11 protein-coding genes and 1 pseudogene are annotated in these 14,609 nt (G+C 55.6%); 7 read left to right on the top strand and 5 right to left on the bottom strand.

Annotated features, from left to right (window positions below; genetic code table 11):
* Nucleotides 1-395 precede the first annotated feature (395 nt).
* Nucleotides 396-1,493, bottom strand: coding sequence for an energy transducer TonB (locus BRW62_RS05245; protein ID WP_099798579.1), 1,098 nt, complete (start codon nucleotides 1,491-1,493; stop codon nucleotides 396-398).
* 86 nt (nucleotides 1,494-1,579) lie between these two features.
* On the opposite strand from BRW62_RS05245, the gene BRW62_RS05240 reads away from it, so the two are divergent.
* Nucleotides 1,580-2,827, top strand: a complete 1,248-nt coding sequence (locus BRW62_RS05240; protein WP_099798578.1) for a S41 family peptidase — start codon at nucleotides 1,580-1,582, stop codon at nucleotides 2,825-2,827.
* Here BRW62_RS05240 and gor read toward each other — a convergent pair.
* A complete protein-coding gene (gor, locus tag BRW62_RS05235) occupies nucleotides 2,814-4,199 on the bottom strand; it encodes a glutathione-disulfide reductase (protein WP_099798577.1) in 1,386 nt (461 codons plus the stop codon). The two genes, BRW62_RS05240 and gor, sit on opposite strands and share 14 nt — an antisense overlap.
* A 49-nt stretch (nucleotides 4,200-4,248) precedes the next feature.
* Nucleotides 4,249-4,518: a transcriptional coactivator PipX gene (gene pipX / locus BRW62_RS05230; RefSeq protein WP_198406226.1), complete on the bottom strand. Its 270-nt coding sequence runs from the start codon at nucleotides 4,516-4,518 to the stop codon at nucleotides 4,249-4,251.
* A 200-nt stretch (nucleotides 4,519-4,718) separates the two neighbouring features.
* On the opposite strand from pipX, the gene BRW62_RS05225 reads away from it, so the two are divergent.
* Entirely contained in the window at nucleotides 4,719-5,828 is a 1,110-nt protein-coding gene (locus tag BRW62_RS05225; protein WP_099798576.1) for a S49 family peptidase, read from the top strand.
* A 443-nt stretch (nucleotides 5,829-6,271) separates the two neighbouring features.
* A complete protein-coding gene (gene trmD / locus BRW62_RS05220) occupies nucleotides 6,272-6,967 on the top strand; it encodes a tRNA (guanosine(37)-N1)-methyltransferase TrmD (protein ID WP_099798575.1) in 696 nt (231 codons plus the stop codon).
* Here the strand turns inward: trmD and BRW62_RS05215 are convergent.
* Both BRW62_RS05215 and BRW62_RS05210 read right to left on the bottom strand, forming a co-directional pair.
* Entirely contained in the window at nucleotides 6,964-8,037 is a 1,074-nt protein-coding gene (locus BRW62_RS05215) for an aromatic ring-hydroxylating oxygenase subunit alpha (protein ID WP_099798574.1), read from the bottom strand. The two genes, trmD and BRW62_RS05215, sit on opposite strands and share 4 nt — an antisense overlap.
* The gene (locus tag BRW62_RS05210) at nucleotides 8,003-10,300 is read right to left on the bottom strand and encodes a ribonuclease R family protein (protein WP_099799842.1); all 2,298 of its coding nucleotides are present in this window, start codon (nucleotides 10,298-10,300) and stop codon (nucleotides 8,003-8,005) included. Before BRW62_RS05210 ends, BRW62_RS05215 begins: the two co-directional genes overlap by 35 nt.
* Before the next feature lie 257 nt (nucleotides 10,301-10,557).
* Here BRW62_RS05210 and acpP point away from each other — a divergent pair, with 257 nt between their 5' ends.
* From acpP to BRW62_RS05190, 4 genes and pseudogenes are all read left to right on the top strand, one after another.
* Nucleotides 10,558-10,803 (top strand): acyl carrier protein, encoded by a 246-nt coding sequence (acpP, locus tag BRW62_RS05205; RefSeq protein ID WP_099798573.1) that lies wholly within the window; start codon nucleotides 10,558-10,560, stop codon nucleotides 10,801-10,803.
* Nucleotides 10,804-10,808: 5 nt separating this feature from the next.
* Nucleotides 10,809-12,070 (top strand): annotated as a pseudogene (fabF, locus tag BRW62_RS05200) (beta-ketoacyl-ACP synthase II).
* 39 nt (nucleotides 12,071-12,109) lie between these two features.
* Nucleotides 12,110-14,104: a transketolase gene (gene tkt, locus BRW62_RS05195; protein ID WP_099798572.1), complete on the top strand. Its 1,995-nt coding sequence runs from the start codon at nucleotides 12,110-12,112 to the stop codon at nucleotides 14,102-14,104.
* A 102-nt stretch (nucleotides 14,105-14,206) separates the two neighbouring features.
* Nucleotides 14,207-14,608 carry a DUF7682 family zinc-binding protein gene (locus BRW62_RS05190; protein WP_099799841.1) on the top strand — a complete coding sequence of 134 codons (402 nt, stop codon included), beginning with the start codon at nucleotides 14,207-14,209 and terminating at the stop codon, nucleotides 14,606-14,608.
* Nucleotide 14,609 lies beyond the last annotated feature (1 nt).

Below are 14,609 nucleotides of genomic sequence, written 5' to 3'. Positions count from 1 at the left end.
GCTTCGCTTTTCCCTTGAGCTGTCACCCACAACTTAATGCGGGTGGGGGCAGTCAAAGACCCCCTACTCACCTCAAGCATTTCTGCTATTGGGACTACGTTTATGTTTCGGTTCGTGGTTTCGCGCTTTTCAACACTAGCCAATTCGATACGCTCAACATCCTGCCATTGCTTGCAGTGGTTTAGGCTTGCCGCCAAAGCGGTAGTGACTTACTTGCCGGGATTTCTCCGTACTAGGATGTTTCTTCGCGTAGTTGATACGCCTACTTTCCACGTCTCTAGTTTAACACATAGAGAGGGCTAAAGCCCCCTGAGTTGGCTGTATCCCCTCGCTAAAGCGGAGGGGTTTTAGCCCGCCCACATCACTCCTATAAGACTCAACTTTTTTAAGAAATATTACTCAGGCATAGCAGAGTCAGCCTCTGGACTCGCCTCGGGGCTGGGAGGGGCTTCACTGGTGCTTGGTGCAGGTGGCGGCGGTTCTGGTGTCGGTGATGACTGGGGCGTGGACGCAGGTGGTGTAGGCGATGAGTGGGGGATGGGGGCGGCTTCGCGGGCAGGGGGGGGTGCTTGGGGCGTAGGTGTGGGGCGGGTTGCAGTACAGACCTCTGGGCGGTACTGAAAGTCAAAGGTGATGGCTAAGGCTTGGTATTGCCCTGTGGCCGAGAAGGTTTGCTGTTTCACCGCGGCGATTGCCGCCTGATCCAGCAGTGTTGAGCCACTAGTGCGGATAATCTGCGGGTTTTGGGTGAGCAGTCCGGTCTCTGGGGCAGCATTGGCAGGCAGCAGTTGACCGTCGGGGGTAATCACAGCGGCGACGGTGGCTTGCCCTTGCAGGCGATCGCCACAGGCGTCGGGGGGGTACAGATCGGTCACTCGCTGGCTGAGGTTAATCCGAATATTGGTGGTATTGAGGGTGAGGCGGGTCTGATTAAACCAGCGGGAGAGGGCAGCGGCGGCTTCCCCGTCTGTGGTGGCCAGTGGTTCTTGGGGCGGCGGAGCCGGCGAAGGTGGTGCAAGCTCTGGAGCAGTGGCCACGTCTTGTTCAGGCGTGCCGGTATCCGGTCGCGGGCGGGCAGGTGGTGGTAGCTGCCAAGGGGACGGCAGGGGCTGAAACGTCAACGGGGGGGGCGGCGGCAGGTCTGCCAAGGGAGGTAAGGGCGGCAGCGGCGGGAGGGGACTAAACGTGAGGGGCGGCGGTTCAATGCCTGTAAAGGGTAGGGGGGGCGGCACACTCTCGATGGCAGGTAATTCCGTGGGGAGCAGCGGTTCAATGGAGGGTAGATCGGCTTCTAGCTCTGCGGGAATGCTCATTAACTCGACCGTTTCGTTGATATCGATCGGCGCTGGTGTGGTGTCAGGCACCCTCACTAAGGCGAGGATAATGCCGTGGAATACCACTGAGCCGGCGATCGCCAAGCGCGTTGGCTGCCAAATGGGCCAGCCAGCGAGTTGTTGCCAAAGGGGTTGCAGGGGCAAACGTAGCACACGCATAGCTCCACACACTCTCATGCCTTAATTATTAGTCTAGGAGATGCCTAGAATAGATAAAGAGAAGAAATAATGCATAGAGATGCCCCATGGCTGTTCGTTGGCAGACCTCGGCTAACGTTCTGATATTGACCCTATGGCTGCTGCTACTGGGGTGGCAGCTGCTTGCCCCGGCACCGGCGATCGCCCTCACCGACGAGCAAAAACTCGTTAACGAAGCATGGCGCATTGTTAACCAAGCTTACGTTGATACCTCTTTTAATGGTCAAAACTGGTGGCTGGTGCGCCAACAGATCCTCAGTCGCCCACTTCCTAACCGTGAGGCAACCTACCAAGCCATTCAAACCATGCTTGCCAGCCTCGAGGATCCCTTCACCCGCCTGTTGCGCCCGGCGCAATTTCGCAGCTTGCAAACCACCACGGCGGGAGAGCTAACGGGAGTTGGCCTCCAAATTAGTAGTGATCCTACTACAGGTATTTTAGAAGTCATTGCCCCCATTGATGGCTCACCAGCGGCCAAAGCAGGCATTCTCCCCCGCGATCGCATCCTTGCCATTGATGGTATTCCCACTTCCCAACTCACCCTAGATGAGGCGGCGGAAAAAATGCGCGGTGCCAGTGGCTCCCGGGTGCAGTTACAGGTGCAACATGGTAGCCAGCCGCCCCAACTCATCACCCTTGAGCGAGGGCACATCGAAATTAACCCGGTTGTGGCAGAATTGCGCCACGTCGAGGGTCGTGCCGTTGGCTACATTCGCCTAGGGCAGTTTAGTGCCATGGCACCCGCCGAGATGCGTAAAGCAATACAAACCCTAGCAGAGCAGGGAGCACAGGCGTATGTTCTCGATTTGCGCAACAATCCGGGCGGGCTGTTACAGGCAGGCGTGGAGATTGCCCAACTGTGGATGGAGCCTGGGGTGGTTGTCTATACGGTGGATCGCCAAGGGATAACAGAGAGCCTCAATGCCACGGGGACTCCCCTCAGCCATGATCCGCTGGTGGTGTTGGTGAACGGTGGCACCGCCAGTGCCAGTGAAATTTTAGCGGGTGCCCTGCAAGATAGTGGTCGCGCCCAACTGGTGGGCGATCGCACCTTTGGCAAAGGTTCGATTCAGTCGCTGTTTAGCCTTGCCGATGGCGCTGGTTTAGCGGTCACTATTGCCCACTACGAAACCCCTAACCACCGCAACATCAATAAGGTGGGGATTGAGCCGAACCAGCGGGTTCTTGACGCGCCTGAAAGTTTGCTGGCCATGGGCACCACAGCGGATCCCCAGTACCTTGCGGCTCTAGAGCTACTGCACAAACCGGTTCAAGTGGCCACTAGCGCAGGGTAACAAACTCTTCAGCCGTTGAGGGGTGAATGCCGATCGTGGCATCAAAGTCTTTTTTGGTGGCACCCATTTTCAGGGCGATCGCGATCCCCTGAATAATTTCGGCGGCGTTATCCCCCACCATGTGCGCCCCCAGCACCCACTCCGTTTGCTTTTCCACCACCAGCTTGACGACAACTTTAGCCTCCTTGCCGGTGAGACTGTGGTACATCGGGCGAAAGGCAGCGCGATACACTAGGACATTCTCCGCCCCCACTTTGGCCTTAGCCTGCGCCTCCGAAAGCCCCACTGAGGCGGCCTCAGGTTGAGAAAAGACTGCTGAGGGGATATTGTCGTAGCTAAGGGTGCGGGGAAGATTGCCGAACTGGGTATCAGCAAAGGCACGACCTTCGGCAATGGCAACGGGGGTGAGGTTCACCCGATTTGTACAGTCGCCCACAGCAAAAATATGGTCTTGATTGGTGCGATAGGCCTCATCCACAGCAATAGCAACAATCCCTTGACTATTGGTGCTCAGGTGCACCCCCGCTTGATCTAACCCAAGTCCCTGTAGGTTAGGGGCGCGACCCACCGCACACAGCACCGCATCTACTTTGGCTTCGTAGGGTTGTCCCTGCTGCTCGTAGCAAACGCGAATCTTCCCCTTTTTGGTGAGCTTCAGGCTGCTAATGTGGCACTGGGGGCGCACATCAATGCCATGGCGAATCATCCCCTCATATACCCCATCCTGAATGTCTTGATCAAAGCCGCGCAGGGGGCGATCGCCCCGCAGAAAATGAATGACTTCGCTGCCCAGCCCCCGCATGATGCCCGCAAACTCAACACTGATATAGCCCCCTCCCAATACCGCTAACCGCTTCGGTTGCTTCGGCAGCAGAAACATCTCCCGGGAGGTAATACTGTGCTCGATGCCGGGCAGGTTCGGTTTAATCGCCTCGCCGCCTACGGCAATGAGAATTTTGGCAGCCGTCACTCGCCGTTGCACCTGGCCGTTGCGATCGACCAATTCAAGGGTATGGGGATCGACAAACCGGGCAAAAAAGGGGAGGAGTTCTACCCCAGCCTTAGCTAAATAGCTAATATGCAACTGGCTCAGGCGGTTTACCTCGTTGTCCACCGCGCGAATTAAGCGTTCCCAATCCAGCTTTGGCGTGACAGCGCGCCAGCCATAGCCCGCTGCATCTGTAAACAGCTGACTGAACTTAGACGCATAGACCAATAGTTTTTTGGGCACACACCCGCGAATCACACAGGTGCCACCCACTTTATCTCCCTCGGCGATCGCCACCCGTGCCCCATAGGAGGCTGCCCGCTTAGACGCTGCCAAGCCGCCGGAACCCGCGCCAATGACAAATAAGTCGTAGTCGTAGCTCATTGTCTCTCCCTGGATCCTAGCCCCAGTCTAGCGAATTTGCCCCCGTGGCCTATAAAAACGTTTGGCGATGAACGCTTTGCAGCGCGGCATACTCCGCCTGTTTCCCTAGCCGCCGCAGCGATCGCAACCGCTGTTCAATCAACAGGCGCGCATCCGTGCGACTAATAGACTCAAATTCCATCCCCTCCGGACGCAGCGTGACAATAAAGAACAGCCGCTGGGCGTAGAGGGTGGTAAACAGTTCCCGATTCTCCTCCACAGGACAAACGCCATACAACAGCCCAAACGTAGGGTGGTTTAAGTACTGCTCAGCAGTCATGGACGGTTTCATCAACGAATTAATACCTACCTCACAAACGTGATCAAGCATTCACAGCCACAGTAGCCCCATAAGGAGTGGCCAATGTGAGGATCAAGAGCACGGATAAGACCCAGAAGAACGCAATGCACCGCTAAAATGGGGAGAACGTTAGACAAAAAACTGTACAGATTATACCGAACCACACTCCCTTCGTATTCATGACTCGTTCTCTGCCTCCATTTTGGCCTGCTGTTGCACATCGCTGCGGCATGATTTTTTTTGGCACCCTTGTCTTTTTCCTGACCCTAGGGATTGTTGGCATGAGTGCCACTCTCTTCCTTGCGATTCTGGGAGTCTTAATGGCGCCAGCGAACCAAGACAGCCCCTACCAGCACGTCAGTGGCAAAGAAACCAGCCGCAACCGTATCCTCACCATTGATATTGTTGGCCCAATTTTAGGGAGTCCTCAAACCGAAGAAGACACTCTATTTTCCTCCATTGTTGGTGTAACCTACGGCTACCAAGTGCAGCAGCAGCTTGAGGCAGCCGCCGAAGACGAGAGTGTAAAGGCCATTTTACTGAATATTGCCACCCCAGGAGGCACGATCTTTGGCTCTCAGGCGATCGCCGACGGCATCAACGCCTATCGTAAAGCCACCCAAAGACCCGTCTATGCTTTTGTTGAAGGTATTTCGGCCTCCGGAGGCGTTTGGGCAATGGTGGCTGCTGATAAAATCTATGCTGACCATGGCAGCCTCATCGGCAGTATCGGCATTATTGGCCCAAGTGTGCTCTTTTACGATCGCCCCACGAGCCTAGATAGCGGCCTATTTCAGGGGGGAGTGACCGCCAACGCCATTGAAGAGCGCACCCTCAGTGCCGGGCGGGGTAAAGACTTTGGCAATCCCTTCCGCCGCCTCACGCCAGCAGAAATTCAGGTCTTCCAAGCGGGACTAGAGCAGGAGTACAGCACCTTTGTGAGCCATGTCGCCAAGGCGCGCGGCATCGATCCCAGCGTCATCCGCAACCAAATGGGCGCCATGGTGTTTAGCAATGCTCAGGCGCAGCAATATCGCCTGATTGATGGCACCCTCAGTCGCCCTCAGGTGATCACCGCCCTTGCCCGTGCCGCCCAGATTGACGACAACTATGCGGTTGTGCGGCTACGGCGCGATCGCACCCCCCTGATCAACCAACTGTTTGGGGTACACCTCCCGCGCCCCTCCCAGCAGGAGCAACACCTTTGGCAACAACAGCAACTGTGCGCCCTCAGCCAGCAGCGTGCCCTTGCCTACTACGGTCAACTAGCATCCCTGTGTCGGCCTTGACTTCTCCCCTCTTTGAAAGAGAGGGGATTCCCAAAGGATGCTACGCAACGGGCTGAAGCCGCGTTGCTTCGCTTTTCCCTTGAGCTGTCACCCACAACTTAATGCGGGTGGGGGCAGTCAAAGACCCCCTACTCACCTCAAGCATTTCTGCTATTGGGACTACGTTTATGTTTCGGTTCGTGGTTTCGCGCTTTTCAACACTAGCCAATTCGATACGCTCAACATCCTGCCATTGCTTGCAGTGGTTTAGGCTTGCCGCCAAAGCGGTAGTGACTTACTTGCCGGGATTTCTCCGTACTAGGATGTCTCTTCGCGTAGTTGATACGCCTACTTTCCACGTTTTTAGGTTAACACATAGAGAGGGCTAAAGCCCCCTGAGTTGGCTGTATCCCCTCGCTAAAGCGGAGGGGTTTTAGCCGCCCACATCAATATCAATATAAGCCATGCGGTTTGACATTATCACCCTGTTTCCAGAATTCTTTAGCACCCCCCTCAAGACCGGTCTGATGGCCAAAGCCTTGGATCGGGGGATTGCTTCAGTGGTGCTGACCAATCCCCGTGACTTTACGGAGGATCGACACCATACCGTTGACGATGAACCCTACGGCGGTGGTGTCGGTATGGTGATGAAGCCCGCGCCCCTATTTGCTGCGGTGGAGTCCCTCCCCGTCTTACCGCGACGGGAGATTATTTACGTTACCCCCCAAGGTGAGCCCCTTCGCCAACAGCATCTGTGGGAATGGGCCAAACACCGCGATCAACTGGTCATTCTCTGTGGCCATTACGAAGGGGTGGATGAGCGGGTTGTCGAGCATTTGGTGACCCAAGAAATTTCTATTGGTGATTTTGTCCTCACCTGTGGCGAAATTCCGGCACTAACCATCCTCAACGGTGTGCTGCGCCTCTTGCCGGGCACGGTGGGCAAAGCCGCGTCCCTGCAACAGGAGAGTTTTGAGGACGGCTTGCTCGACTACCCCCACTACACCCGACCGGCAGAGTTTCGGGGGTGGCCGGTGCCGTCGGTGCTGCTTTCGGGGCACCACGAGAACATTGCCAAATGGCGCAAAGCCCAGCAAATTGAGCGAACCCGGCAGCGTCGCCCAGATCTCTACCAGCGGTGGTTAGCGCAGCAGCCCTAGCGCCAGCGCAACACTTGGGTTTTCATAGGATTGACAAACTCCCGCCCCTCTTGGATGGCCTTGGCATACTCTCGCTTAATTTGGTAGTACCACTTTGCTTGGTTATCGGCCTCTTTGATCAGGGTTAGGGGCGGGTTGTAGGCTAGCCCCTCACTTTGTTTGGCTACAATGCGCAGGTCTTGGTTAATAAATTCGCGCGCAAAGGGAGCCAGCAGGGGCTTAAGGGGAGCCAACCACGGAAAGGTCCAGTAAAATATGCTGGTCAGCTCAGTCTGGTGTTCGTTAATAGGGGTGAGGGTAATTAAAAAACAAAAGGTGTGGCGATCGGTGTAGTTGGTTTCAATACGAATTCCCGGTAAGCGATAGATAATTTCCACCTCCGGGTGGCCGCCTAGGATATGGTGTGCCCAAGATTTACGCAGCAGGGGATGCCGACGCATGGTAAACCCGTAGGGAGACGGATCAAAGGTTTTAGCTTTTTCAAACAGTTTCCCACGGGTACGCCACCACCACGCGCCATGGACAAAGGGTGCGTGAGCCGGATCCATAAAGTTAATAAAGACTTGGTCTAAATGCCCCGGAAAAATGAATTTTTGTACGGCTTGGGGTTGGGTTGTGGCACTGAAGCCCGGCACAAGGGGCACCTCCAAAGCTGGTTCAGGGGCTTGCCGATCCTTGGCTGGCATATAAATCCAGAGATTCCCTTGCGCTTCCCGTACTGGATAACTCAGGACACCAAACTGCTTGGGGTCAACGTCACTGTCACTAGTGAGGGAGGGAATCAGGGTGCACTGGCCATGGCGATTAAACCGCCAGCCGTGGTACGGGCAGATGACTTCGTCGCCTTCAAAGTGCCCGTAGTGCAGCGGAATCCCCCGATGGGGGCACAGGTTGCGCAGGGCAAAGGGGGTGCCGTCACTAGTACGGCCAAAGAGGATGGGCTCACCGAGAATGACCTTTGCTTTGAACTGCTTTGGCTTTAGGTCTGCCGATGGCAGGCCAAAATACCAAATATCCCGCAGGAAATTACCAAAGTCATGGAGTGAAACCGTTGTACTGGGAGTGTTCATAGCTAAGCACGCTGGTCATCCTCAACCAGGGGGTATTGGTCTGGATGGGGTCAGCCCCCCCTGCTAGATCCTCGTCAGTGGCTTGGGAGCCGCCACTCATCACCGTTAAGTCCACTTGCTGCCGATAGGAATCGACATTTTTGATGAGTACGTCAACCCGATCGCCTAAGCGGTAACGCAGGCGGTTGCGCCGTCCTGTTAGGGTCTGGGCGTGGGCGCGATATTCGTACCAGTCATCCTTGAGGGAGCTAACGTGCACTAGGCCTTCGACGTTGAACTCAATTAGCTCGACAAAAAAACCATAGGATTGAACACCAGTGATAATGCCGGGGCGCACCTCTCCCATACAGGCTTGCACTTGGCGCACCCGTTGCAGCCCTACGAGGTCTTTCCAAGCACTCTGGGTTTGTCGCTCCCGCTCCTGTAAATGAGCCACAATTTCTTTTAAGAGGGCTTCCAGTTCCCGCTGTACATCTGTGGTTAAGACATTCCAAGTGACCTGCTCTAGGCAGCTCGAGTGGCCGAGGTTCACCCGCTCCTTGGCACGGGGGCCGCGGCGATCGCGCCCTTTGGTGAGCAGGGTATGTAAAATCCGCTGGTTGACAATGTCGCTGTAGCGCTGTAACGGTGAGCAAAAGTGAGCATAGCCAGAGCCAAGCGCCAAACTAAAGTGGGGCGAGAGAGTACCTGAGGTAGTGGCGGGCTTAAGGGTATCGAGCAATAGCTCTTGGAGCACAGTTGCCAGCTCGGAGGTGGCTAACTGCTCAAGGAAGCGCTGAAAATCCTGAGGTGCCACACTGGAGCTGTCTCCAAGACTGAGGGGTAAATTGAGGTTTTGGCACAGCTTCAGAAAGTCCTGCACGGCGTACAGTTCCGGTACTTGCTGGCTGCGGTACAGGGCAGGAACACTAAGGGTTGCCAAGTGTTTGCCGAGGAGCTCATTAGCCAGCACCACTAAACTTGTCCAAGGTGCCAGCATCGGTAGGGGAATGGCAGTGGCTAAGCCTTCATCGGCGTAGGCGAGGTTTAAGCTCACGGCAGGGGTGATCTCGATACTGCCCCGCTGCTGTCGCCGCTGGCTCACGGCAGTGGCCAACCGCAGGAGCGATCGCAACCAATCTCCGGAGCTATCCCCCCGCTCTAGGGTAGCAACCACCTGCTCACTGTCAACACAGGCATCTACGCTAATGCGGCTGCGGTGAATGGTGTAGGATTGCACCTCCCCTGTACTGGTGAGGTGGATCAGCAGGGAAATCGCGGCGCGATCGCCCCCAGGTAGAAGCCGCAGCAGGGTTAACTCGGGGGGCAACAAAGGCACGCTAAGTTCTGGTGTGGCTAGGGTTATCCCCTGTCGCCGTGCCGCCCGATCTAATGGGTCATCCACCGGCAGCAAGCCACCGACATCGGCAATATGAACGCCAAGCTGCCATAGATCCTGATCCAGGGCATCGAGGGAAAAGGCCACTTGGGGTTCTTGGCCGGGAGCCACTAGGGTGATGGTGACTAACTCCCGTAAATCCTGCCGCTGCTCAAACTCCATGGCTTGAAGGTGCTGGTTCAAGGCGGTGGCCGCCGATCGCAGTGCCGGACTAAACTGCCGCACAAGGTTGTGCTTACAACAGATTAGATCCAGCACCGGTGCTGACTGGGCATCAGTCCCCAGAATTTGAGCAATTTCACCTACGGGTAAATACCCCCCCAAGGGATAGCGGCGAATGTTGACGTGCACCAGCTGATCCACCACCTGCGAGAGATCGGACACCAGTTCATTGGGTTCAAGGGCAATTTCAAACAGGAGGCGATCGTCAAGGGGGGTAGCACGGAAACCATGCTCGGTTTGCTTGACCCGGGCAATCACTGACGGGTTGCCGCGCTCTAGAATGAGTTTGACCTCTCCTTCGGGGGATTTTTTGCGGCGCCCTTCCCGCGTGACCCGCACCAGCACGCGATCGCCATTCCACGCCGTACTGAGTTGATTTTCACGAACGAAAATATCCTCTGCCCCTTCGGTATCCTGAATGGCAAAGCAAAAGCCCTTACTGGAGCAGCGCAGTCGCCCTTCAATGAGACCTTCCTCGTAGTTGCGGCGATACTTTCCCCGCTCCTTCGTGAGCAGACCAATGCGCTCAAGGGCATCGAGGGCAATTTCTAATTCCCGTTGGCTCTGTTCATCCTCACACCCCAGTTTTTTTTCAAGGGCTTTCGGGGCAACAAACTTATCTTCAGTAAAATTAGCGAGCAGACTGGCGATTGTAAAATGCATCGGTAACTCAATAGCGGGTAGCAACAACAAACATCAACTGTAGCGATGGGGGCGGCAAAAGCACTCAAAAAGCCATGATACCCAAGATGTAGCTTACCATAGCCAGACTCCCCTGCCACGACCTTGTGGGCTGTACCCCCAATGTGTCCTATAATTATGGCGCGTTGATTCTGGGCACAAAACATCCTAGATTTGAGGAATGGCGATCGCCCGCATCATCATTCATTCGTCCATCCATTTGAAATTCACAGGCATCTATGACTGACTCTGAAATTTTCGAAAAAGTAAAAACCATTGTTGCCGATCAACTCAGTGTTGATGCTGAAAAAGTCGTGCCCGAAGCAAGCTTTGCAGATGACTTGAACGCCGACTCCCTCGACTCCGTGGAGCTGATCATGGCTCTAGAAGAAGCCTTTAATATCGAAATTCCTGACGAAGAAGCAGAAAAGTTGAAAACTGTTCAAGATGTCCTAGACTTTATCACCAATAAGGCAGCTGCGTAAGACCAATGACGAAGGCTCACCAAAAACGGGTGGTTGTCACCGGCATGGGTGCCATTACCCCCCTTGGCAACACCTTGGCAGAGTATTGGGACGGGCTAATGGCCGGTCGTAGCGGCATTGACACGATTAGCCTCTTTGATGCCAGTCGTCATGATTGCCGCATTGCGGGTGAGGTTCGTGGCTTTGACCCCACCCTCTATATGGATCGCAAGGATGCCAAGCGCATGGATCGGTTTGCCCAGTTTGGGGTCGCCGCCAGTAAACAAGCCCTTGCCGATGCCCAACTCACCATTGATGAGAGCAATGCCACGGACGTTGGCATCATTATTGGCACGGGGGTGGGGGGTCTGCGGGTTATGGAAGATCAGCAGGAAATCTATCTCAGTAAGGGGCCGGATCGCTGTAGCCCCTTCATGATTCCGATGATGATTGCTAACATGGCTGCAGGCCTAACGGCAATTCATACCGGTGCCAAAGGCCCCAACTCCTGCTCGGTCACCGCCTGCGCCGCAGGCTCCAATGCCATTGGCGATGCCTTTCGGCTCGTTCAACACGGCTATGCCAAGGCGATGATCTGCGGTGGCACGGAAGCGGCAATCACTCCCCTGTCTGTTGCTGGGTTTGCGGCAGCCCGTGCCCTCTCCACCCGCAATGATGACCCCCACCATGCCAGTCGTCCCTTTGATAAGAACCGAGATGGCTTTGTCCTTGGTGAAGGGGCGGGCATTTTAATTTTGGAAGAGCTAGAATTTGCCCTTGCCCGGGGGGCGCGCATCTATGCCGAAATGGTCGGCTATGGCCTAACCTGTGATGCTTACCACATGACGGCTCCTTCCCCCGGGGGCGAAGGGGCAGCCCGTGCCATTGAAGGCTGTCTCAAAGATGGCGGTATTGCCCCTGATCAGGTGAGCTACATCAATGCCCACGGCACCAGTACCCCTGCCAATGACAGTACCGAGACGGCGGCGATTAAGCGTGCCCTTGGCGAAGAGAATGCCCGCCGCGTTCCCATTAGCTCCACCAAGTCGATGACGGGGCATTTACTGGGAGGGTCTGGTGGCATCGAGGCGATCGCCACGGTGATGGCGGTTGCCCATGACCGCATCCCCCTACAATTAACTTGGAGCAGCCGGATCCAGCCTGTGATCTGGACTACGTTCCCCATCACAGTCGTGCCTGTCCGGTGGTGGTTGCCCTTTCCAATTCCTTTGGCTTTGGCGGTCACAATGTGACCCTAGCGTTTCGCAAATTTGTCCCCAACCTTTAACTGTTCGCTGCACACCCAATTCTATAGAGAGAGAAAGTAATGCCTGCTGTAACTCAATCCCTTGATGACCTCTGCATTAATGCGATTCGATTCTTGGCGATCGATGCTGTGCAAAAAGCCAACTCTGGCCACCCAGGCTTACCCATGGGAGCCGCTCCCATGGCCTACGTCCTCTGGAACCAATTTATGCGGTACAACCCCAAAAACCCGCAATGGTTCAACCGCGATCGCTTTGTCCTCTCGGCAGGTCACGGCTGTATGTTGCAGTACGCCATGCTTTACCTGACGGGGTACGATAGCGTCACCATTGAGGATATTAAACAGTTCCGGCAGTGGGGCTCCCGCACCCCTGGTCACCCTGAAAATTTTGAGACCCCAGGGGTTGAAGTCACCACCGGCCCCTTGGGGCAGGGGATTTGTAACGCTGTGGGTCTCGCGGTGGCCGAGGCACACTTAGCCGCGCGGTTTAATAAGCCCGATGTTCAACTGGTCGATCACTATACCTATGTCATCCTTGGCGATGGCTGTAACATGGAGGGGGTTTCTGGCGAAGCCTGCTCCTTGGCGGGGCACTGGGGCTTAGGAAAGCTCATTGCCCTGTACGATGACAACCACATTTCCATCGATGGCTCCACAGACATTGCCTTTACCGAAGATGTCTGTAAACGCTTTGAAGCCTACGGCTGGCACGTTCAGCACGTCACCAATGGCAATACCGATCTCGCGGCGATCGCCCACGCCATTGCAGCCGCCAAAGCGGTTACCGACAAGCCCTCCCTCATTAAAGTGACGACCACCATTGGCTACGGGTCTCCTAACAAAGCCAATACCGCTGGGGTGCACGGCGCTGCCCTTGGGGTGGATGAAGTCAAGTTAACCCGCGAAAACTTAGGCTGGAATTACGATCCCTTTGTAGTGCCGGACGATGTTTTAGCGCAGTTCCGCAAAGCCATTGAGCGCGGCGCACGTGCAGAAGCCGAGTGGAACGAAACCCTAGCCACCTACCGCCAAAAGTATCCTGCGGAAGCAGCGGAGTTTGAACGACTCCTGCGGGGGGACTTACCCGCCAACTGGGATGCGAACCTGCCCCACTACACCCCAGAGGATAAAGCCGTTGCCACCCGTAAGCATTCAGAGATCTGCTTAAACGCGATCGCCCCCAACCTGCCGGAATTGATTGGTGGCTCAGCGGACTTGACCCACTCCAATCTCACCGAACTCAAATGCTCCGGTGACTTTCAAAAAGGGCAGTACCAAAACCGTAACATCCGTTTTGGGGTGCGCGAGCATGGCATGGCTGCCATCTGTAACGGCATTGCCCTCCATAAATCAGGGTTGATTCCCTACTGCGCTACCTTTTTAGTATTTGCCGACTACCTGCGGCCAGCGCTGCGGCTCTCGGCACTGTCTCAAGCCGGGGTGATCTACGTCATGACCCACGACTCCATCGCCCTTGGCGAAGACGGCCCAACCCACCAGCCTGTCGAAACCCTCGCCTCGCTGCGGGCTATCCCCAACCTGCTTGTGATTCGTCCTGCTGACGGCAATGAGACCTCCGGCGCCTACCAAGTGGCGGTACAACGGCGCAAGCAGCCGACGCTTTTAGCCTTAACTCGGCAGAACCTCCCCAATTTGGCTGGTAGTTCCGCAGCCAATGTTGCCAAAGGTGCCTACACCATCGTGGACTGTGATGGCACCCCCGATCTGATCTTGATTGGCACTGGCTCTGAAGTTTCCCTCTGTGTCAAAGCGGCTGAAACCCTCACGGCTAGCGGCAAAAAGGTGCGGGTGGTTTCGATGCCGTCGTGGGAACTCTTTGCCGAGCAATCCAGCGAGTACCAAGCAAGTGTCTTACCTGCAGGGGTGAAGCGCTTAGCCGTTGAGGCCGGGGCTAGCTTTGGTTGGTGTCGCTATGCTGATGCCACCCTGAGTATTGATCGGTTTGGTGCCTCAGCCCCCGGTGGGGTGCTCATGGAGAAATTTGGCTTTACGGTCGATAACGTGGTTGCCAAAGCTGAGGCATTGCTGGCTTAAGGGGGATAGTTGTCACGACCCACCTTTAGCCAGAAAATAAACCTACAAGCAGGGTAAGGGGGCATGAACTCTCTGCCCTGCTTATGCTTTCCGGGAGTCACTATGCCGCGTCGTCGTAAACAATTTCCCTGCGGCCATCAAGGCTATGGTCAAGTCTGTCATCGCTGTGCCCAGTTACAGGATGCCAAAGCTCGAGAAGCAACGGAACGGGAACAAGCTCGGCTCGAGCGGCAGCAGTGGCAGGCAACCTTTGCCGACGATCTGATTGATTTGCAGGGGTTACCCAAAACGATTGTCCTCAAAGCCCGCCAAGTCATTGCTGAACTGGTCGCTGGCACAGACTATCGCCAGTTTAAGGGGAAGCGCCTCAACCACGACCGCAGTGTCATCAGCATTCCCCTCACCTATGACTATCGCCTGATCTGCCATGATGTGGGCGATCGCATCGAGCCCCGCAGTGTGTTGTCCCATGAAGAGTACAACGTTAAAAAACCAAGAGGATAGG

Origin of the sequence: Thermostichus lividus PCC 6715 (assembly GCF_002754935.1) — a bacterium.
Lineage (GTDB): Bacteria > Cyanobacteriota > Cyanobacteriia > Thermosynechococcales > Thermosynechococcaceae > Thermosynechococcus > Thermosynechococcus lividus.
This window is presented reverse-complemented; position numbering and strand designations above follow the sequence as displayed.